Raw genomic sequence first — 21,570 nt, 5'->3', positions numbered from 1 at the left:
AACGATGGGTGAGGGGGCTATCAAAGACGAACAACAGTTGGGAGGACTGAATGACAGGTTCGAGCAGAGGTCATGACGGCAGGCGGATCGCCTTTCTCGGCACGGGGCTGATGGGCGCGCCGATGGCCCGCCGGCTGCTGGGCGCGGGCTTTGCCGTCACCGTCTGGAATCGCGATAGCAGCAAGGCCGAGGCCCTTGCGGGCGACGGCGCGACCTGCGCGGAAACACCAGCGGACGCCGTTTCGGGCGCCGACGTCGTCATCACCATGCTGACCAATGCCGAGGCGGTGAAGGACGTGCTGTTCGACCGCAAAGCGGCCGATGCGATGACATCGGGGGCCACGGTTATCGATATGAGTTCGATTGCCCCACATTTTGCCCGCGACCATTCCGCCAGGCTTGCCGAGCGCGGCATCGCTCATGTCGATGCGCCGGTTTCCGGCGGCGTCGTCGGGGCCGATGCCGGTACGCTCGCCATCATGGCGGGTGGCGAGAAGGATGTGATCGACGCGCTTGCCGATGTCTTTGCGCCGATGGGACGGGTGACCCGCGTCGGCCCAAGCGGGGCCGGCCAGCTTGCCAAGCTCGCCAACCAGCAAATCGTCGCGGTGACGATCGGCGCGGTCGCCGAAGCGATGATGCTGATTGCGGCCGGAGGCGGCTCGCCCGCCGCCTTTCGCGACGCCATTCGCGGCGGCTTTGCCGAGAGCCGTATCCTTGAACTCCACGGTAAACGCATGGTCGAGCGGCAGTTTACCCCAGGCGGTTCGTCCAGCAACCAGCTGAAGGACCTGAACGCCGCCATGGAGACCGCCAAGGCGCTGTCGCTGACGCTGCCCCTGACTGCGGCGGTGCACGCCGAATTCAGCGAATTCGTCGCAAACGGCAATGGCGAAAAAGATCATAGCGGCCTGCTCTTGTATCTCGAAGAGAAGAACGTCCTGCCGGGAGGCAAGAGGTGACGGACAGCCATTCTCCGAAGCGGCGACTGCGTTCGCAGGATTGGTTCGACAATCCCGACCATATCGATATGGCAGCGCTCTATCTCGAGCGTTTCATGAATTACGGTATCACCCCCGAAGAGCTGCGTTCCGGCAAGCCGATCATCGGGATTGCCCAGAGCGGCAGCGATCTCACGCCTTGCAACAGGGTGCATGTCGAGCTTGCCAAGCGCGTGCGCGACGGCATTCGCGATGCCGGCGGCATTCCGATCGAATTTCCCACGCATCCGATCTTCGAGAACTGCAAGCGCCCGACGGCGGCGCTCGACCGCAATCTCGCCTATCTCGGCCTCGTTGAAATCCTCTACGGCTATCCGCTCGACGGTGTCGTGCTGACGACCGGCTGCGACAAGACCACGCCTTCGGCGATCATGGCGGCGTCGACGGTCGATATTCCGGCGATCGTGCTCTCCGGCGGCCCGATGCTCGACGGCTGGCACGAGGGGGAACTGGCGGGCTCCGGCACGGTGATCTGGCGGATGCGGCGAAAATATGCGGCCGGCGAGATCGATCGGGAGGAATTCCTGCAGGCGGCGCTCGATTCGGCACCTTCCGTCGGCCATTGCAATACGATGGGCACGGCTTCGACGATGAACGCCCTTGCCGAGGCGCTCGGCCTTTCGCTGACCGGCTGTGGCGCCATTCCGGCTGCCTACCGCGAACGGGGCCAGATGGCCTACCGTACCGGGCGGCGCGCCGTCGAGATCGTCTTCGAGGACCTAAAGCCGTCGGATATTCTGACCCGCGAGGCTTTCCTCAACGCAATCCGCACCAACTCGGCGATCGGCGGTTCCACCAACGCACAGCCGCATCTGGCCGCGATGGCCAAGCACGCCGGCGTCGAGCTTCATCCCGACGACTGGCAGGTGCACGGCTTCGATATCCCGCTGCTGGCCAATGTCCAGCCGGCGGGGGCCTATCTCGGCGAGCGTTTTCATCGCGCCGGCGGCACGCCGGCGATCATGTGGGAATTGCTGCAGGCCGGAAAGCTCGATGGGAACTGTCGCACGGTGACGGGCGGGACAATGGCCGAGAACCTGCAGGGCAGCGAAGCCCGCGACCGCGAGGTTATCCGGCCCTTCGGCGAGCCGCTGAAAGAGAGGGCCGGCTTCCTTGTTCTCAAGGGCAATCTCTTCGATTTCGCGATCATGAAGATGAGCGTCGTCTCGGAGGATTTTCGCCGGCGCTACCTTCAGGAACCAGGGCGCGAAGGCGTCTTCGAGGGCAGGGCGGTGGTTTTCGACGGTTCCGAGGATTATCACCGGCGCATCAACGATCCCGATCTCGTCATCGACGAAAATACCATCCTCGTCATTCGCGGCGCCGGGCCGCTCGGCTGGCCGGGTTCGGCCGAGGTGGTCAACATGCAGCCGCCGGATCACCTGCTGAAACGCGGCATAAGCAGCCTGCCGACGATCGGCGATGGCCGCCAATCGGGCACGGCGGACAGCCCCTCGATCCTCAACGCTTCGCCGGAAAGCGCTGCCGGCGGCGGTCTCGCCTGGCTTCGCACCGGCGACATCATCCACATCGACTTCAACCACGGGCGTTGCGACATGCTGGTCGACGAGGCCGAGATCGAACGGCGCAAGGGCGACGGTATTCCGCCGGTGCCGGCGGATGCGACGCCATGGCAGCAGATCTATCGCCGCTCGGTGACGCAATTGTCGGACGGCGCGGTTCTGGAGGGGGCGGCGGAATTCCGCCGGATCGCCAAAAATCCGCCGCGGCACAACCACTGATCCTTCAGGGCGCCGTGGGCTGCAAGTTCTTTGATCCAAAAGGGGAAAATCGTAACGGACGGTTCACCTAGTGACTAGTTCGAGCATCGGGACAAGGCTTCATTAATGCCGGCTTGAGACCATATTGCAGTTATGGAAGCTTCTAAGGCTGAGACCGCGTTGCCAGAAAATAGACCCACCCGATCCGAACAAGAGTTTCAGGATCTGCTGCGCCGGCTCGAACTCGCTCTCGATGCATCCCGGATCGGTGTCTGGGAGCACAGCATCGCCAGGGACGGGATCTTATGGGATGCGCAGATGCACCGCCTCTACGAGACCGGCGAGACATGCCGGGAGGTGCCCGCATGGTTATGGTCGAATGCGATTCATCCCGACGATCGCGAACAGGCCGAACGCGACTTCGACCTGGCGATCGCCACCCGGGGCGCCTATAATTCGCAATTCCGGATCGTGCTGCCGAGCGGCGAAATCCGCCATCTGCGCTCACGCGCACATTTCTACGTGGATGCCGAGGGCCTGCCCTCCTTTATCGGCGCCGAATGGGATGTCACCGCCGACGTTCTGCTCAACGCTGAACTCGCCGGCCAGAAGATGGTGGCCGAGGCGAGAGCGCTGGCGCTCGAGGAAAGTAATGCCCGCATCGAGCATGTCGCCGATCACGATTATCTCACCGGCCTGCCGAACCGGCGCCTGCTCGACAAGCGGCTCGCCGAGCTGCCGGCCGACAGGAACATCACAACGCTTGCCGTGCTGCATCTCGACCTCGACCAGTTCAAGCAGATCAATGACAGCCACGGTCATGCGGCAGGCGACGCCGTGCTCAGGGCCGCGGCCCTTCGCATCACTGCCGCCATTCCCGCCAATGGTATGGTTGCCCGTGTCGGCGGCGACGAATTCGTTATCGTGCTCGTCAATTTCAGCGATCTCACCGAGTTGAAGCTGATTACCGACGACCTCCAGCGCCGGCTGCGCAAGAAGATCCGCTTCGGCCAGGAGATGCTGCAATCCGGCGCCTCGATCGGCGTTTCCTGGAGCGGCGATCGGCGGGCGCGCAATCTGTTTGCCGAATCCGACCTGGCGCTCTACCAGGCCAAGAAACTCGGGCGCAACCGCGTCGAATTCTTCACGCGGCAACTGCAGGAGGATCTGCGCGCCAAGCGTCGCCTTGCCGAGGAGCTGAAGCTCGGGCTGGAGCGCGGCGAGATCGTTCCCTATTATCAGGTGCAACTCGACGCCCGGACGCGTGAGGTCATCGGCTTCGAGGCTCTGGCGCGCTGGAAACATCCGGAGAAGGGCGTGCTCGCGCCGGGGGTATTCCTGAAGATCGCCGACGAGCACGGGCTTGCGGCCGAGATCGATGCGGCGATCCTCAAAAATGTTCTCGAAGACCGGTTGTTCTGGCTGTTGCAGGGCCTTGCGGTGCCGCGCATCGCCGTCAACATCTCGGCATCACGCCTTGCCGATCCGACGTTGCTCGGCAAGCTGAGGAAACTCGACATTCCGCCCGGCGTGATCGTCTTCGAACTGGTCGAGACGATCTTCCTCGACGACAGCGACGAAAAACTGCTCGATCATATCGGCGATATCAAACAGATGGGCATCGACATCGAGATCGATGATTTCGGATCCGGCCATGCCTCGCTCATCGGTCTCGTCAAGCTGCGGCCGAAGCGGCTGAAGATCGACCGGCAGCTCATCGCCGATGTCGTCACTTCAGCCGAGCAGCGGCACGTGGTGGGTTCGATCGTGGAAATTGCCAAGGCGCTCGATGTCGAAGTGATCGCCGAGGGCATCGAGACCGAGGCGCATGCCGTCGTGCTGGCGCAGCTCGGCTGCGATGGCCTGCAGGGTTACGCGTTTGGTTACCCCGCACCGGCGGCCGAGACGGCTCGTCTTTTCTCACCCATGGCGAGCGGGATCGAAAAGCATAAGACGGCGATGGGCGGAACGGCCCGGTGATCTGTCGGTCGGGACCGCCGGCAGGCTTTCGCGGTCGCGGAGAGATAATTGGCGCGCAAGTAATTTTCTTGAGGTTGCATCGGCATTGTTTCATGCTAATGCGGAAATCAAGCTTTCTGCATTGCACCGAAAAATGATTATACGCGTGGTCAAGATCATGAGCGCGGCTTTCCATCATTCGCAGCTGCAATCGGGGAGCCGGGGACCTGACAATTGCTTTGCGGTTGCCGGGATGGACTTGCGGGACATTCAATCTGGGAAAGTCGCATGAATTCGGAATTTGCCGTTCGTTCGATGCGGCCCGGCGAACTGGAACTCGTGCTCGAATGGGCGCGTCAGGAGGGCTGGAACCCCGGTCTCGACGATTCGCTTGCATTCCTCGAGGCCGATCCCTCGGGATTTTTCGTCGGCGCTATCGGTGAAGTCCCCGTCGGATCGATCTCCGTCGTCAAATACGGCGAGAGTTTCGCCTTCCTGGGCCTCTACATCGTCCATCCCGATTTCCGCGGCAAGGGTTACGGCAAGGCGATCTGGGAGACGGGCATATCAAGCGCGGGGCACCGCACGATCGGCCTCGACGGCGTCGCCGCACAGCAGGACAACTACCGCAAGGCGGGCTTCGAACCTGCCTATTCCACCATTCGCTACGGCGGCGTCGCCACCACCCTGCCGGTCTCGGCGCTTGCCGCGCACCCGGTCATGGATTCGCGCCTCGAAGGCCTGCAGCGTTTTGATTCAGCGATCTTTCCGCAGCCGCGGGATGGCTTCCTTGCCGCCTGGTGCACCGCTCGCAAGGGCCGCCGCTCGGCGGTGGTGCGCAAGAGCGGCAAGATCCGCGGTTACGGCACGATCCGCCGCTGCTACGAGGGTTACAAGATCGGGCCGCTCTTTGCCAATGATGCCGACAGCGCCGCAGCACTGCTTGCCGAATTGATCCCCGAGGCGAAAGGGGCTGGCCTCTTCATCGATGTGCCCGCGGAGAACCATGAGGCGGTGGCACTTGCCGAAGGCCTCGGGCTTCAACCGGTGTTCGAGACGACACGCATGTATCGCGGGCCGGCGCCGGCCACTCCGCTGAAGCACGTCTTCGGCGTCACGACCCTGGAGCTTGGTTAGCACAATGCGTTAATCCGCAGGTGAGGCCGGAACGGTCGGAGCCGAAGCTTTCGGCCGGCCTTTTTCGGCGATGGCGATACCGCCCAAGGTCAGTGCCAGTGCGATCATGTGGAAGAACTGCAGCTGCTCGCCGATCAGGGCGACGGAGAGCAGGGTTCCAAACACCGGCACGAGATTGATAAACAAGCCGGCCCGGTTGGCGCCGATCGCCTCGACACCCTTTATATAGAGGATCTGCGCAAGCAGCGACGGGAAGGTCGCCGTGTAGAAAGTGATGACCCAGCCGGCCTGATCCGGCCATTGCGCCGCACCGCGGCCAGCCTCCCAAAGCAGCAACGGCACCGAGGTCAGCATGGCGCCGAGTGCGGGGAAGGCCATCAGCGTGCGCCAGTCGACGGGCGGCTTCCAGCGCAGGAAGATCGTATAGACCGAATAGGCGGCAATGGCGATCAGCATCAGCCCGTCGCCGCGGTTCAGGCTCAATTGCAGCAGTGTTGTCAGGTCGCCGTGAGCGGCGGTCAGCGCGACGCCGATCAGCGTCAAGCCGAAGCCCAGACATTGCGCCAGCGAAATGCCGGTGCGGAAGAACATGAAATTCAACAGGAAGATCAGCATCGGGATGCCGGCCTGCTCGATGGCGACATTGATCGCCGTCGTATATTGCACGGCCGAATAAAGCATGGCGTTGAAAAGCGTGTAGCCGATGACGCCATAGAAGAAGAGCAGCGGCAGGTTCTTCCGGGCCACCGGCCAGTCTCTTTTGAGCTGCGGCACCGAGATCAGCGCGATCAGCGCCACGGCGATGAACCAGCGCAGGAAGGTCAGCATCATCGGGCTGATATGGCCGACTGCGAGCTTGCCGGCGACGGAGTTGCCGCCCCAGCAGAGGGTGGCGATAACGAGGCAGATGTAGGCCGTGGCTTGCAAGAGCGCTTTTCCCGTCTTTCCGCGACCGCCGAACGGCGTTTTGTGACGGGCAATAGCCTGCCGACTGCTGATTTGTCACGTAAAAAGCCCAATCACCTGTGACAACAGGGTCGCTTTCCCAAAAACAAAGCTTTATAGATGCGCGGGTTTGAGCAGGTGCGCGGTTTTCCGCAGGTAACAGGAAGAGTTGGATGACGAACGTAGTCGTGGTCGGTTCGCAATGGGGTGACGAAGGCAAGGGCAAGATTGTCGACTGGCTTTCGGAGCGCGCGGATATCGTTGTGCGCTATCAGGGCGGACATAATGCCGGCCATACGCTCGTCATCGACGGTACGAGCTACAAGCTGTCGCTGCTGCCGTCCGGCGTCGTGCGCCCGGGCAAAATGGCGGTGATCGGCAACGGCGTCGTCGTCGATCCGCATGCGCTGATCGCCGAGATCGGCCGGCTGGAGGCCCAGGGCGTGACGGTGACGCCTGAGAATCTGCGTATCGCCGACAATGCGACGCTCATTCTGTCGCTGCACCGCGAACTCGACGCGATGCGCGAGGATGCGGCGTCGAACAGCGGCACCAAGATCGGCACGACACGCCGCGGCATTGGTCCGGCCTATGAAGACAAGGTCGGCCGCCGCGCCATCCGGGTGATGGATCTTGCCGATCTCGACAGCCTTGCCGGCAAGGTCGACCGTATTCTGACGCATCACAATGCGCTTCGCCGCGGCCTCGGTGTCGCCGAAGTCAGCCACCAGACGATCATGGACGAACTGACCTCGATCGCCGATCGGGTGCTGCCGTTCCGTGACACCGTCTGGCTCTTCCTCGACAAGGAGCGCCGCAAGGGCTCCCGCATCCTTTTCGAAGGCGCGCAGGGCAGCCTGCTCGACATCGACCACGGCACCTATCCTTTCGTGACCTCGTCGAACACCGTGGCCGGTCAGGCCGCGGCCGGTTCCGGCATGGGGCCGGGCTCGCTCGGCTATATTCTCGGCATCACCAAGGCCTATACGACACGTGTCGGCGAAGGCCCGTTCCCGACCGAGCTGAAGGACGCGATCGGCGAGTTCCTTGGCGAAAAAGGCCATGAATTCGGCGTTGTGACGGGGCGCAAGCGGCGCTGCGGCTGGTTCGATGCCGCGCTGGTGCGCCAGTCGATCGCCACCAACGGCATCACCGGCATCGCGCTCACCAAGCTCGACGTGCTCGACGGCCTGGAGGAATTGAAGATCTGCGTCGGCTATATGCTCGACGGCGAACAGATTGATCATCTTCCCGCAAGCCAGGGAGCGCAAGCTAGAGTCGAACCGGTCTATATCACGCTGGAAGGCTGGAAGGAATCGACCGTCGGCGCGCGCAGTTGGGCTGACCTGCCGGCGCAGGCGATCAAATATGTTCGCCAGGTCGAAGAGCTGATCGGGGCGCCCGTCGCGCTCCTTTCCACCAGCCCGGAGCGGGATGACACGATACTTGTGACCGATCCGTTTGAGGATTAAGCTCACGGGTCACTGTAGAGGATAGTTCGGTCGGGTGCCGGACTTCTTGAGAAAGTACTGATGGCGGATTTTATTGCAGTTATTCGGCGAGCCGTTGACGGCCTGGCTGAAAATACCCCCGAGATGCGGGTGAAAGTCTACGAACGTGCCCGCGGCGCAGTGCAGCGGCAGCTCGAGAACATGAAGCCGCGTCCGCCGGAAACCATGCTGCAACGCCAGCTCGAGAAGCTCGAAGCCGCCATCCGCGAAGTGGAAGGTGAACACGCCGAGGCGCTGCCGCTCGATGAGCCGGTTGCCGAAGTCGCCGCGCCGGAATTCGCCGAAGAACAACCGGTTCACGAGGAAGGCGAACCGGCGCCAGCACCGGAGACGGCCGTTGAGGAGCCGGTTGACGAAGCCTCTGCGGAACCGCAGGCGGTTGAGGCCGCCGGCGAGCCCGATCACGTAGAAGCTGTCGCGCCGCACGAGCCCCAGGAAGAGCCCGCGGACGGGGAACCTCTCTCCGAGGAAGCACCCAGCCTCCCCACGTCCGTAGCGGCCGAAGCCGCCGCTCCCGCGCAGGCAGAGACACCGGTTCCTGCCGAAACATACTGGCATCCCTCGCATGAAGAGGAAGGGCCGGCCGAGGAATGGCATTCCGGCGAGCGAGGCGACATCGCTGCCGAGGCTTGGCCTGCAGATGATGAGCGCTGGCAGCAGCCTGCCGGGCATTGCAATGACGAAGCCGACGAATATCATGCTGACCAGCAGCATCCCGCGGAAGAGACCGCGGCCGAGCCGCCGGTGGTGGAAAGCGAGGAACCGGAGGCCGAGGAGGTTTACGAACCTGTCGCGCCGCTTCAGCCGGTCGCCCGCGGCATAGAGCATGCTTCCAACCGGCTGGTGGAGCCGGTCGCCAATTTCGATCGTCCGCAGGAATTCGTCGAGCACAGCCGCGAGGAGCCGTTGCAGGCTGATGCGGCGGCCCATTTCGATCCCGTCTGGGCCGAACCGGCCGCCGAAACGCTGGCTCCGGCGCCGAAGGATGCGGAGACCGAATGGGCCGAAGAGGAGCTCCGGCAGTATTCGCAGGCGGCGCCGACCACCCCGGATACTTCGGCGCGGGCCTTCGAGGAGGTGATCTCGAGCCTCGAAAAAGCTGCACCCGCCGCGGTCATGCCGGCGGCCAAGGAAAGCTTCTCCTGGGAGACCGCGGTCTTCGACGATCTGCCGCCGATCGAGGCCGGCAACAACAAGAAGACGCCGGTGGCCTCGCATTTCGACGATGTCGATATTTTCGCGGAAGTGCATAACGGCAAGCCGGCGGCTGCCGGCGGCGCGCCGAGCGAGGACTGGCGCGAGGCGAAGGCGCTGCGCGGCTACGACCGCCGCGGCTCGGTCGCGGCTGACGACGATGACGCCAATCCGGCGATGGATATCGATCAGATGGTCGCTTCCAAGCTGCACGGCAAGAATTTCCGGATGGAGCCGAAGCGCCGCCGCTTCGGCATCGGCACCGTGATCACACTCATCTTCGCGCTCATCTTGATCGGTGGCGGCGCCTATGCCGGCTGGATGAACAGAGAAGCACTGGTGGCGATGGTCGACGGTCTCGTCAGTTCGGCACCGTCGCAGGCGACCAGGAACGAGGCGGCAACACCGCCTGCCGGTCCCGCGACGCCCGCCGAGCCGGACGCGGCGACGCCGGCTCAGCCGACCACGCCGGGAGCGCAGAATACGCCCGCGGCGCCGGCGCAGCCGAACCCGAACCCGCAGGTCGCGTCCATGAACAATGACGGCGCCGCGGCCAATTCGAAATTCACCCAGCGGCTCCTGACGGATGGGACCGAGGTCGACAGCGGCCCGGCGACGGCGCCGGGAACGCTGACTGCGGAAGGAAAATCGGTCGCCGAACAGAATGTCGCGGCAGCGGATACGCCGCCTGCGACCGCGCAGGGCGATGTTGCCCCGGCCGAAACGCCGACGCCGAACGGCCCGGTGGCTTCGCCTCAGCAGACCGCCCCCGTCGGCTCGTCGCAGAAGATGTTCCTCTATGAAGAGCGTATCGGCCAAAGCTCGCCGACGGCGATCGAGGGATCGGTCGTCTGGAGCGTGCAGCACGAGGCCGGCCAGGGCGGCCGGCAGGAGGCGACGGTGCAGGGCAACATTACTGTGCCGGAGCGCAATCTCTCGGCTCTCGTTACCTTCAAGCGCAATTCCGATCCGTCGCTGCCGGCAAGCCATCTCGTCGAGATCGTCTTTTCGCTGCCGCCGAATTTCGAAGGCGGCAGCATCGACAGCGTCCAGCGCATTTCGATGAAGCGCACCGAGCAGGATCGCGGCGACGCGCTGATCGCGGTTCCGGCCAAGATCACCGACGATTTCCACATGATCGCGCTCAACGACTATCCCGATGCGCGCAAGGCCAATCTCGACCTGATGTCGACCCGCAGCTGGATCGATATCCCCGTCACCTACCGCAACGGCCGCCGCGCGCTGCTGACGATGGAAAAGGGCAATACGGGAACGGATGCCTTCAATGCCGCGATCAAGGAATGGACCGCGCTCGGGGATGTGTCGACGAGCCAGTGAGGTGTTTCGCGGGCGGTGAGGGGTATTTCGTTGCCCCTTGCTTGTGCTCCTCTACTGCCGCCACCCTTTGCCGGTTGGGAGAAAAATATGCGGCGGCATCCGATCCCTCCGGGCAAGCGGCTTGGCTCCCTCTTCTCCCCGCGGGGGTCGGATGAGGGGGCCGCACGGCACGGCCATTCATATTGCCCTTCGCTTGCGCTCAGCGCATTCGCGGCTTTGCCGCTCACCCCCTCATCCTGCCGGCATCTTCTCCCCGCCGGGGAGAAGGGGAATCGTGGCAACGTCTCGCTTCCTCCCTATGCATCCACTTAGACACAAAAACGCCACCTCCCTTGTAGGGAGATGGCGTTCAAATTCTTAAAGTTCAGTCCTATCAGGCCGTGGCTTCGACGACGCGGACGGCCTTCGCGCGTTCCTGGGCTTCCTTGCGGACGGCGTCCTGCACTTTTTCGAAAGCGCGAACCTCGATCTGGCGGACGCGTTCGCGGCTGATGTCGAATTCCGTCGACAGGTCTTCCAAGGTCACCGGATCCTCGGCGAGGCGGCGAGCCTCGAAGATACGGCGCTCGCGCTCGTTCAGCACGCTCATCGCTTTCGCCAGCATGCGCCGGCGGGTGTCGAGCTCGTCCTGCTCGATCAACACGTCTTCCTGGCTGTCATGGTCGTCCACCAGCCAATCCTGCCATTGGCCGCTGTCGCCTTCGGCCGCCTTGATCGGCGCGTTCAGCGAGGCGTCGCCGGAGAGGCGGCGGTTCATCGAAATGACCTCCTCCTCCGAGACGTTCAGCTTGGTGGCGATTTCGGAGACGTGCTCCGGCTTCAGGTCGCCGTCATCGATCGCCTGGATGCGGCCTTTCAGTCGGCGCAGGTTGAAGAACAGGCGCTTCTGATTGGCGGTCGTGCCCATTTTCACCAGCGACCAAGAGCGCAGGATATATTCCTGGATCGAGGCCTTGATCCACCACATGGCATAGGTGGCAAGGCGGAAGCCGCGCTCGGCATCGAACTTCTTGACAGCCTGCATCAGGCCGACATTGCCCTCGGAGACGACTTCGCCGATCGGCAGGCCGTAGCCGCGATAGCCCATGGCGATCTTTGCAACGAGGCGAAGATGGCTGGTGACAAGCTTATGGGCGGCGTCGCGATCGCCATGCTCGGCATAACGCTTGGCAAGCATGTATTCCTGCTGCGGCTCGAGCATCGGAAACTTGCGGATTTCGTCGAGGTAACGATTGAGACCGGCTTCGCCGGCGGTAATGGACGGCAAGGTATTTCGGGCCATAGTGCACCCTCCTAAAGTGAATTCCGGTTCCCGTTGGCAACGCGTCCTCGCGTTAAAAATGGCAAACCGGGACGTGCGGCTCTACTGCGAGCCCGCACTAAGTCAATATACAGATAAGTGTGGCGAAACGGCGGTTCAAGGTGCTGCTCACGCAGCTGTGAGAGGGGCGGAGCGGCGCCTCTATCCCCGCAACGCCTCGACCAGTTCCACCATATCATCGGGTAGCGGCACCTCGAAATGCATGATTTCGCCCGTGCGGGGATGCTCGAACTGCAGCATGAAGGCGTGCAGCGCCTGGCGGTTGAAACCGTTGACGACCTTGCGGATTTCTTCGGGCAGGCGATTGGCCTTGGTCTTGAAGCCGGCGCCGTAGACCGTGTCGCCGAGCAGCGGATGGCCGATATGGGCCATATGCACACGGATCTGATGGGTGCGGCCGGTTTCGAGGTGGCACTCGACCAGCGAGGCAAGTGCGGTTGCGTCGGGGTTCTCCTGGAAGCGCTCGATCACCTCGTAATGGGTGATCGCCTCGTCGGCGTCATGGCTGTCGGCGCGCTTGACGGCGCGACGCGTGCGATCGCCGGTGGCGCGGCCGAGCGGCGCGTCGACCGTGCCGGTCAGCGACCGCGGCCGCCCCCAGACAACCGCCTGATAGGCCCGCTCCAGCGGCATGGTGCGGCCATGATCGGCAAATTGGAGCGAGAGGTGGCGGTGGGCAATGTCGTTCTTGGCGACGACCATGACGCCTGTGGTGTCCTTGTCGAGACGGTGGACGATGCCGGGGCGGCGCACGCCGCCGATGCCGGAGAGCGTATCGCCGCAATGATGGATCAGCGCGTTGACCAGCGTTCCTGTCCAATTACCGGATCCGGGATGGACGACGAGACCGGAAGGCTTGGAGATGACGATGAGGTCTTCGTCCTCATGGAGGATATCGAGCGGGATGTCCTCGCCCAGCGGCGTCGGGTCTTCCGGCTCGGGCAGGGTGATCTCGAAACTGTCGCCGTTGCGCACCTTGCGCTGCGGATCGGTGACGGGTTCGCCGCGTAGAAAAACCTGGCCGTCCTTGATCAGCGCCTTGATGCGGCTGCGCGAAAATTCCTCGCCGACCTGCGCCGTCAGCCAGGCGTCGAGCCGGCCTTCGGCAGTTTCATCGGCGGTCAGGACTTTTCTATTGCCGGCTGCTTGTTTAAAGGGGTCGCTCAAGACGCTTCTTCTCCGACGTATTTTTTTAGAACGGGACGCACAGATGACCGCAATCGAGCCAGACGACCAGGAAGAGAAGCCCCTTGATCCGGCGATGGAAAGTGTCCGGCGCAAGATGGTCCGCCTGCAGATCGTTTCCGGCGCCATCATGTTCGTGAGCCTTATGGCGGTCTTCGGCGCGGTTGTCTATAAGACGATGCGCAGCGAACCGAAGCAGACGGCGGCGAGTGTTTCCGCCACCGGCGTGCCCTCGGATGCGCCGCTTGCGGGGACGGTTTCCCTGCCGCTCGGCTTCAAGGTGCAGTCCACCTCGTTTTCGGCAGGGCAGATCCTGTTTTACGGCGAAACGGCCGAAGGCAAGAGCAAGGCGCTGGTCTTCGACCTCAGCACCGGCCGGACCGTCGCCGATATCAGCGTCTCGGGCAATTGAGGCCGGCATGGCCGCCGTCCCGATCGCCATCGACAGCGCCGACGATCCGCGCATCGCCGAATTCCGTAGTATCCGCGAGCGCGATCTGACGGGCCGGGAAAACCGCTTCATCGCCGAAGGCACCGTCGTGCTGCGCATGCTCGCCGAGGCGCATGCGGCAGGCCGCGGCTTTTTTGCCGAGAAGATCCTGCTGCTGCGCAATCGCGTCGACGGCGTACTGCCGATCCTCGAGCGGTTGCCGGCCGATGTGCCGGTCTATGTCGCCGAGGCCGGTGTGCTGGATGGTGTCGTCGGCTTTCACATGCATCGCGGCGTTCTGGCGCTCGGCCGGCGGGAGGATCGCGCGGAGGCTGCCCTTCTCGACGCGCTGCCGGAACGGGCGCTGGTGCTCGTCGGCTGCGGCATTTCCAATCATGACAATGCCGGCTCGATGTTCCGCAATGCGGCCGCCTTCCGGGCGGATGCGGTGCTCTTCGACGAAACCTGCTGTGACCCGCTCTATCGCAAGGCGCTGCGTGTCTCGGTCGGTTCGGTGCTGAGCGTTCCGCACCGGCGCGGCGGCAAGGCACTGGATGTCCTGCTTTCGTTGGCCGAACGCGGCTTTGCCATCTGGACGCTTTCGCCGCACGGCACGACCGATATCCGCGCCATTCCGGCCTCGCCACGTATGGCGCTTGTCGTCGGCACGGAAGGGGAGGGATTGCCGGAGGAGCTGCTGGCGCGCTTTCAGAGTGCGCGCATCCCGCAGTCGGAGGAACTCGACAGTCTCAATGCCGCAACGGCAACGGGGATCGGGCTGTTTTCCATGGCGTCGGCGATGGGGCGGATCTAGGGTCCGGGAACTGCCGCACACTTCCCGGCGACATGCGCTACATGGCACACGTCAATGATGGAGCGCCGTGTCTTTTCAGACACGCGGCGGATCGGCGATAATCGCTGCTGCTCTGTCGGCAAGGCTGACGCGATCGTTCTGGTTCTTTTCCACACCATCGAGAAGCGTGCGGATCGGCGAGGAGGGACCCTCGTTGAGTGCGGTCAGCGCCACCATGTTGGCGGCGATCGAGGCGATCTCCTCGCGGATCGCGTCATCGCGGCCGGTTGCCGCCTTTGCCTTCTGGAGGCGCTCGGCAAGGGCGGCGCTGCGCTGGCGGACATCCTCGCCGATCCCAGACATGACAATGGCGGGGTCGAGCGTGGATGTCGTCGTGTCATCGGCCGACGGTTCCGCCGACAAGTCCGCGACTGTCCCGGCAAGGCCTGCGTCGCGGAGCACGCGGTTAACCTTGCGGATCTCGGCATTGGCGGCCTTCAACTGCTCCTTCAACTTGGCAATCTCCTGCTGGCGGCGAGCGACCAGGGTTTCCTTTTCGGCGGCGGAAGCGCTGTCGCGGGCGGCCTTGTCCTCCAGGCGGATTACCATGTGCTGCTGCTGCGTCAGTTTCTGTTCGGCATCCTTGGCGCGCTTCTGCAGCAGGTTGACGTCCTGGCGCAACGTGTCTCGTTCGTCGCGCAGCGCGTTGGCGCGGAATTTCAGGCTCTCCGCCTCGGTTTCGCGTGCGGCCAGATCGATCCGCAGCCCGTCGGTCTGTTCACCGAGCTTGCTCAGCCGCGTCCGCATCGTCGCCAGTTCGCTCTCTTTGTTGGCGGCGGATTGCTCGGCAATATGCAGATTGGTCTTCAACTGGCTGATATAATTCTCGTCCTTGCGCAGATGCGAGCGCTGCTCGGCGGCCTCGACATGCATTTCGCCGATCTGAGCCTGCAATTCGCCGATCTCGGCGGCAAGTCTGCCGGCATCGACGGCGAGCGCGTCGTGGCGAAGCTGGAGCGACAGGGATTTTTCGCGCTCCCGCAGCAGGTCCTGGGTGGTCCGGGCATTCTCGGCGGCATAGAGGGCGCGCACCATATCCTTCTGGGCGCGAACCTCCTGCGCGCTCAGCGGCATGGTCGCCTTCAGGCGGTTCTCGGTATACCAGACGATACGGCGGTGAACGGCGGGCGAGACCAGAAAGACGAGGAAGGCCGCGGTCAGGAAGCCCAATCCGAACAAGAGAGCATATTCGATCACGGCGCGGCCATCGATAAGAAGGTTGATAAGAGGTCAGCCGCGATGATTAAGCACGCATGACGCATATGGGCAAGGCCGCCGATGCGGACGGCGGCTCTTTCCAGCGGCTTTGCGGCCTCAGAAGGGGTTCCAGGTCGGCGCCTGGGTGATCTTGAGATAGCCGACATTGACACCCAGTCGGGCGCCGACGCCGGTGCGGATCGGCACGACCAGCACGTCATTGTTCTTGAGCAGCGTCATGCCGAAGCCGGCGATCACATAGGCCGAGCCGCTGACGCCGCCGAAGCGGGCATAGATGCCGTTGACGGAGGGCAGGTCGTAGACCAGCATCATTACGCGTGAGCCCTGGCCGCCATAGTCGAGGCCGAGCGAAGGGCCCTGCCAATAGAGATTATGTTCGCCGGCGTTCTTGGTGTTCAGCTGGCCTTCGCCGTAGGTCAGGCCGGCGATGAAGGCGCCGCCGCCTTCCTGTCCGAGGATGTAGCCATTCGGGAGGCCGTATTTCTGGAAGGCACTCTCGACGACTTTGGCAAGTCCGCCGCTGGCGGAGCCGAAGAAGGAGTGGCCGGCATCGACGATTTCCTGCATCGTGTACTGGCCGTTGTCCTGGGCGGAGACAGGTCCGGCGACCATCAGCGAGGAAAAGACGAGGGCCGAAAGCAACCTGCAGAAGCCGATCAATCGGTGCGGAAATCGAGGGCGCATGGTGTCATCCGTTCGTCGTTTGGCTGGAGCGGGCAACCGCTCGCGGCGATTGGTGCATTTTGCGCCGATGATCTTAACAATCGGTTTACCAAATATGGTGTCATTATGGCATTGAGTACGATCGCAAACTTCGCGCAATTTTGATGAAGCATATTCGCGGGCGCGATGAACTTGCCGCCCCTCAGGAGACGATGATGTCCAAGAACCTTAATCTCACCCTGGCCGGCCCGGATCTGGCCGCGCTTCTTTGCAGCCGCGTTTGCCACGATGTCATCTCACCGGTCGGTGCGATCAATAACGGGCTGGAACTCCTGGATGAGGGTGGTGCCGACGCCGATGCAATGGATCTGATCCGCACCAGCGCGCTCAACGCTTCGGTTCGCCTGAAATTCGCACGCCTCGCCTTTGGGGCTTCGGGTTCTGTCGGCGCCTCGATCGACACCGGCGAGGCCGAGCGCGCAGCCAAGGATTTCGCCATCGCCGAGAAGAAGACCGAAGTGATCTGGAACGGGCCGCGCGCCATCGTCGCCAAGAATCGCGTCAAGTTGCTGCTCAACCTCTTCCTCGTTGCCTATTCGGCAATTCCGCGCGGCGGCGTGCTCGAGGTAACGCTTGAGAATCCCGAGTTCGATGCCAGGTTCAAGCTGACGGCCAAAGGCAAGCTGATGCGCCTGCCGCCGAAATTCGTCGAGATATCGACCGGCGCGATCGAGGAAGCGATCGACGCGCATTCGATCCAGCCCTATTACACCGTCCTTCTGGCGCAGGAGTGCGGAATGACGCTTGATCACAGCGCCAGCGCCGAAGAACTGGTGTTCACGGCGGTGGCCGCAGCGGCCTGATTTCGCACGGGGACGGGTGTCCGTGCCCGTCCGGTAACGATTCCTTAGCCTGATGGACCTATTCTCCAGGGTTGTAAGAGGCCTCTCGCTGCGACGAATGCGAGGGGCAAAGGAGCGCCCATGCAAAGGTTCATGATCACCGATAATTCGGATATCGTCCGCAAGGTCGGCAAGCGCATTCTCTCCGAACTCGATTTTCTCGTCAGCGAGGCCTCCAACGCCGGCGAGGCGCTACAGCGCTGCCAGACGGAGCTGCCGGAATATCTGATCGTCGATTCCGGCATGGAAGGCGCCCTCGACCTCATCGCCGCCATCCGCGCCATGGACGGTGGCAAGGAAGTCAAGATCTATTACTGCGTCGTCGAGGCAGATCTGAAGAAGCTGATGGCGGGCAAACGGGCCGGCGCCACCGACTTCCTGCTGAAGCCCTTCGACCGCAAGATCCTGACCGCCGTCTTTGGAAACCGCGCGATCGCCGCCTGACGGCAAGTCTCTTCCTCTGCAGCGTGATGGCGAACGTGCAAGCACGTTCGGCCGCCGACACTCCGTTTCCCTGATCGAGACGTTTTAGTGCTGATCCAGCCTCAGACCCTCGTTATCGGGCGGCTTTTCATTGGCAGGCAGAAACGAAAAATCCCGCCGGAAGGGCGGGATCTTCGTTATCCGATAAGGGGGATCGGAAAATCAGGCGGTTTCGGCGTATTCGGCACCATCCGGCTCGCGCAGAACGTAGCCGCGGCCCCAGACGGTTTCGATGTAGTTGGCGCCGCCGGCAGCGTTGGCAAGCTTCTTGCGGAGCTTGCAGATGAAGACGTCGATGATCTTCAGTTCCGGCTCGTCCATGCCGCCGTAAAGGTGGTTCAGGAACATTTCCTTGGTGAGCGTGGTGCCCTTGCGGAGCGAAAGCAGCTCCAGCATCTGGTATTCCTTGCCCGTCAGGTGGACCCGCTGGCCGCCGACTTCGACAGTCTTGGCATCGAGGTTGACGATCAGTTCGCCGGTCATGATGACCGACTGGGCGTGGCCCTTGGAGCGGCGGACGATGGCGTGGATGCGGGCGACGAGCTCGTCCTTGTGGAACGGCTTGGTCATGTAGTCGTCGGCGCCGAAGCCGAGGCCACGAACCTTGTCTTCGATGCCGGCCATGCCCGACAGAATGAGAATCGGTGTCTTGACCTTGGACAGCCGGAGCGTGCGAAGCACTTCATATCCGGACATGTCGGGCAGGTTCAGATCGAGAAGGATGATATCATAATCATACAGCTTGCCCAGATCGACGCCTTCTTCACCGAGATCGGTGGTATAAACATTAAAACTTTCTGATTTCAGCATCAACTCGATGCTCTGCGCCGTAGCGCTATCATCCTCGATGAGAAGTACCCGCATAATTATCCCCTTTACCGCCGCCGAAAGGTGGTCTGGCCCCCTACACGATACCGAACACGCTACGTGATTTGGAAGCTGCCACGAAATGGTTAACAAATTCTAATTCACTCTGGCAAGGAGTATCGAATTTATTAAATATTTTTTCCATTTCTCTGTTTTCCAATAGGAATCTCAAATGGCACTTCTCATCTCCTACATTAGGAAAAAGCGCTAAGTGATTCATCCGACTCGCCAATGAAAAGGTTCGAATTTCATGCCTCGGCATTTACCGACCCTTAAATCATCGGGCCTATCATTAACGATGCCCGTAAACGAAAGGTTACCAGCGGTAGGTATTTGTTAATATCGCAGGAAATTTTTTAGCAAACCGTGTCAAAGCGGCGCGCAGGGCGGTTTCAAGTTGAGCCGGGGTCTCGCATCACGGGAGTAATGCGTATGAAGTCGCGAGAGAGTCTCGTTCGCCTGAAAGAGTTCCAGGTGAACGAAAAACGACGTCAATTGCAGCAATTGCAGATGATGATGTCCGAATTCGAACGGATGACGAAGGATCTGGAGAGCCAGATCGTCGTCGAGGAAAAGAAGTCCGGTATCTCAGATCCGAATCACTTTGCGTATCCGACCTTCGCCAAGGCCGCGCGTCAGCGGGCCGACAACCTGCAGGTTTCGATCAAGGAACTGAAGATGCAGGAAGAGTCGCTGGAAATGGCGCTCGAGGAAATGCAGGCGGAATATGCAAGGGCGACGGCGCTGGAAGAACGGGACACCAGCGCCCGAGCAAGGGCGTAAACAACGGCGGGCGCCGGCTGCGGCGCCCTGGGATCGCCACTGAGAAGCCATGTATGACGGGCGCGCTGTCCGTCATACATGGCTTTTGGTGTTTTCGCCGTCTGGCGTGCCGTCTGACTAGAGCCGCCGCATCATGCCGGAATCAGTTCACCACATCCCGCCATTCCGGATGGCGCTGTGCCTGCGCCTTGAAGAAGGGGCACAGCGGGATGATTTTCCAGCCGCCGGCGCGGGCCGCTTCCACTGCATAGAGAGCCAGTGCCTGGCCGACGCCCTTGCCGCGCAGCGCATCGGGAACGGCCGTGTGGTCGATGATGACGAGTGTCGACGATGTGCGCGAATAAGTCATCTCGGCTTCGTGCCCTTCGACCGCGGCCGCATAACGGCCGCCGGAGGGGCCTTCCTCGTTTCGAATGTCCATTGTCTTTCCTCGTAGCCGGATGGAGATATTGTCGCAGTCGACGGTGACACGGCGACGCGATCGTGCCAAGCCGGCGAGGCCATTGCTGGAGGAGACGGAGTGTTCATGAAAACTGTCGGGTCGGCGCGAGGTTCGGGTCTATGAGCGCGCTTTCGATGATCCGCCCCGTTCTGCTCGTTGCCGCGCCATTCCTGCTGGCGCTCGGCCTCATCCTGCCGCTGGTGCGATTCGAGACGCTGTATTTCTTCGATCAGACCCCGTCGCTCATCGAAATCGTCGTCTCGCTCTGGCAGGGCGGGGATGGGCTGCTGGCGGCGATCGTCGCATTGGTCTCGATCGTGCTTCCGTTTCTGAAGATGGTCGGGATCTCCGCGGAAGCGGCGGGTGCCGGCGGCGGGGCCGGCAGCCTATTTTATCGTCGCGTCGTGCCGCATCTGTCCAAGTGGTCAATGATGGACGTGCTGCTGGTCGCGATCGTTATTGCGGCGGCGAAGACAACGGGGTTGGCGGATGCCTTCACGCAGCCGGGTCTCTGGTGCTACGCGGCCTCGTCAATGATTTCGGGCCTTCTTCATTCCCTTACGGGAGATGCGTCCGGCCCGAAATAAATCTCGATGATGGCGTGCGATCAGTGACGATATTGCTGGATGCGCGTTGTGCGCAGGCCGGCGAGACCGTGGCTGTTGATCGACGATTGCCAGGAGAGGAACTCTTCGACCGTGAGCGTGTAACGCTCGCAGGCCTCTTCCAAGCTCAACAGGCCACCGCGGACAGCCGCGACAACCTCTGCCTTCCGCCGGATCACCCAACGCCGCGTATTGGGCGGCGGAAGATCCGCGATCGTCAGGGGGCTGCCATCGGGGCCGATGACATATTTCACTCGGGGACGTATCATTTCGGTCATTGGACTCTCTACACAACGCAAGACCACGGACGCCACTCTAGCCTGCCACATTTAAAAATTGCCTAAGCTCATCGTAAGACTTTGATAACAAATTTAGATGCCCCACGGGACCGGCGCTCTGAGACGGCCATCTGACACCCCGTCAACTTGCGGCCCTCTGCAATGAGGCTCCTCGCGGAGTATATATGGCTGATTTCCCAGGATGAGCTTTGTGGTGCTTGGCATAGAGATGAGCGCCAGACATCTCCGTTTTCCCGCTGGATCAGAGCCGGCTCGTGCTTTTGATGCTTGGCGTCCCTGGGATGTGGGGCAAAAGCCACGTCTGCCGATGCTTCGGCATGGAGCCTCTCGCTGCCGGCAGCGAGGTCCTCAGGAAGCGGACCATACGTCGCATGAGGATGAAAAAATCCGAACATGCGCGCGGCGATTGCATTGATGATACTGGATTTTTTTGCCTTCGCGGACCCATCGCTCCGGGATCGCGTCGAAGGCGGCAAGGAACGGCCCGGCGAGAGCGCAAAGTTTGCCGGCTTCGATTTTATTTGCTCGCGGCTTCCCTTGAAGGCGGTTCATCGGCAGCTTGCCGGAAAGCCTCGGCTTTTCCGGGGCCGCCGATTTAATGTTGTTCCAGCCGATTGGTGACCGTGAGGAAGCGGACGATCGGGCGGGTCTTCAGTGAGGCATCTTTGCGGGCGGCAGCGGCAAAATAAACCGCCGCTTCACCCGGCTTTTCA

General features: G+C 62.2%; 21 protein-coding genes. 13 read left to right on the top strand and 8 right to left on the bottom strand.

Going from position 1 to position 21,570, the window contains the following annotated elements; genetic code table 11:
• Positions 1-50: 50 nt before the first annotated feature.
• The 4 genes from ATY75_RS13780 to ATY75_RS13765 all read left to right on the top strand — a co-directional run bounded on the left by ATY75_RS13780 (position 51) and on the right by ATY75_RS13765 (position 5,818).
• A complete protein-coding gene (locus ATY75_RS13780) occupies positions 51-962 on the top strand; it encodes an NAD(P)-dependent oxidoreductase (RefSeq protein WP_088937970.1) in 912 nt (303 codons plus the stop codon).
• Positions 959-2,743 (top strand): IlvD/Edd family dehydratase, encoded by a 1,785-nt coding sequence (locus ATY75_RS13775; protein WP_088937969.1) that lies wholly within the window; start codon positions 959-961, stop codon positions 2,741-2,743. The genes ATY75_RS13780 and ATY75_RS13775 overlap by 4 nt, the downstream gene beginning before the upstream one ends.
• 132 nt (positions 2,744-2,875) lie before the next feature.
• Complete coding sequence (locus ATY75_RS13770) at positions 2,876-4,702, top strand: GGDEF domain-containing phosphodiesterase (protein ID WP_088937968.1); 1,827 nt, start codon at positions 2,876-2,878, stop codon at positions 4,700-4,702.
• A gap of 267 nt (positions 4,703-4,969) precedes the next feature.
• A complete protein-coding gene (locus ATY75_RS13765; RefSeq protein ID WP_064840435.1) occupies positions 4,970-5,818 on the top strand; it encodes a GNAT family N-acetyltransferase in 849 nt (282 codons plus the stop codon).
• A 9-nt stretch (positions 5,819-5,827) separates the two neighbouring features.
• On the opposite strand, the gene ATY75_RS13760 is transcribed toward ATY75_RS13765, so the two are convergent.
• Positions 5,828-6,745, bottom strand: a complete 918-nt coding sequence (locus ATY75_RS13760; protein WP_064840434.1) for a DMT family transporter — start codon at positions 6,743-6,745, stop codon at positions 5,828-5,830.
• Positions 6,746-6,936: 191 nt separating this feature from the next.
• Between ATY75_RS13760 and ATY75_RS13755 the strand changes: the two genes are divergently transcribed.
• Together ATY75_RS13755 and ATY75_RS13750 are read left to right on the top strand one after the other, a co-directional pair.
• Positions 6,937-8,235, top strand: coding sequence for an adenylosuccinate synthase (locus ATY75_RS13755; protein WP_003566044.1), 1,299 nt, complete (start codon positions 6,937-6,939; stop codon positions 8,233-8,235).
• Between the two features lie 60 nt (positions 8,236-8,295).
• Entirely contained in the window at positions 8,296-10,806 is a 2,511-nt protein-coding gene (locus ATY75_RS13750) for a hypothetical protein (RefSeq protein WP_088937967.1), read from the top strand.
• Positions 10,807-11,179: 373 nt separating this feature from the next.
• On the opposite strand, the gene rpoH is transcribed toward ATY75_RS13750, so the two are convergent.
• Entirely contained in the window at positions 11,180-12,088 is a 909-nt protein-coding gene (gene rpoH, locus ATY75_RS13745) for an RNA polymerase sigma factor RpoH (protein ID WP_049731684.1), read from the bottom strand.
• A gap of 180 nt (positions 12,089-12,268) precedes the next feature.
• Entirely contained in the window at positions 12,269-13,294 is a 1,026-nt protein-coding gene (locus ATY75_RS13740) for an RluA family pseudouridine synthase (protein ID WP_088937966.1), read from the bottom strand.
• A gap of 43 nt (positions 13,295-13,337) precedes the next feature.
• On the opposite strand from ATY75_RS13740, the gene ATY75_RS13735 reads away from it, so the two are divergent.
• Both ATY75_RS13735 and ATY75_RS13730 read left to right on the top strand, forming a co-directional pair.
• Entirely contained in the window at positions 13,338-13,724 is a 387-nt protein-coding gene (locus tag ATY75_RS13735) for a hypothetical protein (RefSeq protein WP_088937965.1), read from the top strand.
• Between the two features lie 7 nt (positions 13,725-13,731).
• Complete coding sequence (locus ATY75_RS13730; protein ID WP_088937964.1) at positions 13,732-14,556, top strand: RNA methyltransferase; 825 nt, start codon at positions 13,732-13,734, stop codon at positions 14,554-14,556.
• 75 nt (positions 14,557-14,631) lie between these two features.
• Here the strand turns inward: ATY75_RS13730 and ATY75_RS13725 are convergent, their stop codons facing one another.
• Positions 14,632-15,792 carry a hypothetical protein gene (locus ATY75_RS13725; protein WP_088937963.1) on the bottom strand — a complete coding sequence of 387 codons (1,161 nt, stop codon included), beginning with the start codon at positions 15,790-15,792 and terminating at the stop codon, positions 14,632-14,634.
• 117 nt (positions 15,793-15,909) lie between these two features.
• The gene (locus ATY75_RS13720) at positions 15,910-16,497 is read right to left on the bottom strand and encodes an EipA family protein (protein ID WP_064840428.1); all 588 of its coding nucleotides are present in this window, start codon (positions 16,495-16,497) and stop codon (positions 15,910-15,912) included.
• 194 nt (positions 16,498-16,691) lie between these two features.
• Between ATY75_RS13720 and ATY75_RS13715 the strand changes: the two genes are divergently transcribed.
• Both ATY75_RS13715 and ATY75_RS13710 read left to right on the top strand, forming a co-directional pair.
• Positions 16,692-17,339, top strand: a complete 648-nt coding sequence (locus ATY75_RS13715; RefSeq protein WP_064841427.1) for a histidine phosphotransferase family protein — start codon at positions 16,692-16,694, stop codon at positions 17,337-17,339.
• Positions 17,340-17,459: 120 nt separating this feature from the next.
• Entirely contained in the window at positions 17,460-17,822 is a 363-nt protein-coding gene (locus ATY75_RS13710) for a response regulator (protein WP_003566026.1), read from the top strand.
• A 201-nt stretch (positions 17,823-18,023) separates the two neighbouring features.
• Here the strand turns inward: ATY75_RS13710 and ctrA are convergent, their stop codons facing one another.
• On the bottom strand, positions 18,024-18,725 hold the full coding sequence (ctrA, locus tag ATY75_RS13705; RefSeq protein WP_003542362.1) for a cell cycle two-component system response regulator CtrA: 702 nt from the start codon (positions 18,723-18,725) through the stop codon (positions 18,024-18,026).
• Positions 18,726-19,160: 435 nt separating this feature from the next.
• On the opposite strand from ctrA, the gene ATY75_RS13700 reads away from it, so the two are divergent.
• Entirely contained in the window at positions 19,161-19,511 is a 351-nt protein-coding gene (locus tag ATY75_RS13700) for a hypothetical protein (RefSeq protein WP_003566024.1), read from the top strand.
• Between the two features lie 142 nt (positions 19,512-19,653).
• On the opposite strand, the gene ATY75_RS13695 is transcribed toward ATY75_RS13700, so the two are convergent.
• On the bottom strand, positions 19,654-19,932 hold the full coding sequence (locus tag ATY75_RS13695) for a GNAT family N-acetyltransferase (RefSeq protein ID WP_064840427.1): 279 nt from the start codon (positions 19,930-19,932) through the stop codon (positions 19,654-19,656).
• A gap of 140 nt (positions 19,933-20,072) precedes the next feature.
• Between ATY75_RS13695 and ATY75_RS13690 the strand changes: the two genes are divergently transcribed.
• Positions 20,073-20,540, top strand: coding sequence for a paraquat-inducible protein A (locus ATY75_RS13690; protein WP_064840426.1), 468 nt, complete (start codon positions 20,073-20,075; stop codon positions 20,538-20,540).
• A 20-nt stretch (positions 20,541-20,560) separates the two neighbouring features.
• Here the strand turns inward: ATY75_RS13690 and ATY75_RS13685 are convergent, their stop codons facing one another.
• Positions 20,561-20,836 carry a DUF1153 domain-containing protein gene (locus tag ATY75_RS13685; protein WP_007533628.1) on the bottom strand — a complete coding sequence of 92 codons (276 nt, stop codon included), beginning with the start codon at positions 20,834-20,836 and terminating at the stop codon, positions 20,561-20,563.
• Positions 20,837-21,250: 414 nt separating this feature from the next.
• Between ATY75_RS13685 and ATY75_RS13680 the strand changes: the two genes are divergently transcribed.
• On the top strand, positions 21,251-21,478 hold the full coding sequence (locus ATY75_RS13680) for a hypothetical protein (protein ID WP_088937962.1): 228 nt from the start codon (positions 21,251-21,253) through the stop codon (positions 21,476-21,478).
• Positions 21,479-21,570 lie beyond the last annotated feature (92 nt).

This window comes from Rhizobium sp. N122 (assembly GCF_002211295.1).
Taxonomy (GTDB): Bacteria; Pseudomonadota; Alphaproteobacteria; order Rhizobiales; family Rhizobiaceae; genus Rhizobium.
Note: the sequence above shows the minus strand (reverse complement) of the source record. Positions and strands in the feature narration are given on the sequence as shown.

What these genes read in the sequence shown, in the direction of transcription:
- ATY75_RS13780 (WP_088937970.1), top strand. Translation starts at nt 51, where the DNA reads ATGACAGGTTCGAGCAGAGGTCATGACGGCAGGCGGATCGCCTTTCTC.
- ATY75_RS13770 (WP_088937968.1), top strand. Translation starts at nt 2,876, where the DNA reads ATGGAAGCTTCTAAGGCTGAGACCGCGTTGCCAGAAAATAGACCCACC.
- ATY75_RS13765 (WP_064840435.1), top strand. Translation starts at nt 4,970, where the DNA reads ATGAATTCGGAATTTGCCGTTCGTTCGATGCGGCCCGGCGAACTGGAA.
- ATY75_RS13755 (WP_003566044.1), top strand. Translation starts at nt 6,937, where the DNA reads ATGACGAACGTAGTCGTGGTCGGTTCGCAATGGGGTGACGAAGGCAAG.
- ATY75_RS13750 (WP_088937967.1), top strand. Translation starts at nt 8,296, where the DNA reads ATGGCGGATTTTATTGCAGTTATTCGGCGAGCCGTTGACGGCCTGGCT.
- rpoH (WP_049731684.1), bottom strand. Translation starts at nt 12,088, where the DNA reads ATGGCCCGAAATACCTTGCCGTCCATTACCGCCGGCGAAGCCGGTCTC.
- ATY75_RS13735 (WP_088937965.1), top strand. Translation starts at nt 13,338, where the DNA reads ATGACCGCAATCGAGCCAGACGACCAGGAAGAGAAGCCCCTTGATCCG.
- ATY75_RS13730 (WP_088937964.1), top strand. Translation starts at nt 13,732, where the DNA reads ATGGCCGCCGTCCCGATCGCCATCGACAGCGCCGACGATCCGCGCATC.
- ATY75_RS13720 (WP_064840428.1), bottom strand. Translation starts at nt 16,497, where the DNA reads ATGCGCCCTCGATTTCCGCACCGATTGATCGGCTTCTGCAGGTTGCTT.
- ATY75_RS13715 (WP_064841427.1), top strand. Translation starts at nt 16,692, where the DNA reads ATGTCCAAGAACCTTAATCTCACCCTGGCCGGCCCGGATCTGGCCGCG.
- ATY75_RS13710 (WP_003566026.1), top strand. Translation starts at nt 17,460, where the DNA reads ATGCAAAGGTTCATGATCACCGATAATTCGGATATCGTCCGCAAGGTC.
- ctrA (WP_003542362.1), bottom strand. Translation starts at nt 18,725, where the DNA reads ATGCGGGTACTTCTCATCGAGGATGATAGCGCTACGGCGCAGAGCATC.
- ATY75_RS13700 (WP_003566024.1), top strand. Translation starts at nt 19,161, where the DNA reads ATGAAGTCGCGAGAGAGTCTCGTTCGCCTGAAAGAGTTCCAGGTGAAC.
- ATY75_RS13695 (WP_064840427.1), bottom strand. Translation starts at nt 19,932, where the DNA reads ATGGACATTCGAAACGAGGAAGGCCCCTCCGGCGGCCGTTATGCGGCC.
- ATY75_RS13690 (WP_064840426.1), top strand. Translation starts at nt 20,073, where the DNA reads ATGAGCGCGCTTTCGATGATCCGCCCCGTTCTGCTCGTTGCCGCGCCA.
- ATY75_RS13685 (WP_007533628.1), bottom strand. Translation starts at nt 20,836, where the DNA reads ATGACCGAAATGATACGTCCCCGAGTGAAATATGTCATCGGCCCCGAT.
- ATY75_RS13680 (WP_088937962.1), top strand. Translation starts at nt 21,251, where the DNA reads ATGCGCGCGGCGATTGCATTGATGATACTGGATTTTTTTGCCTTCGCG.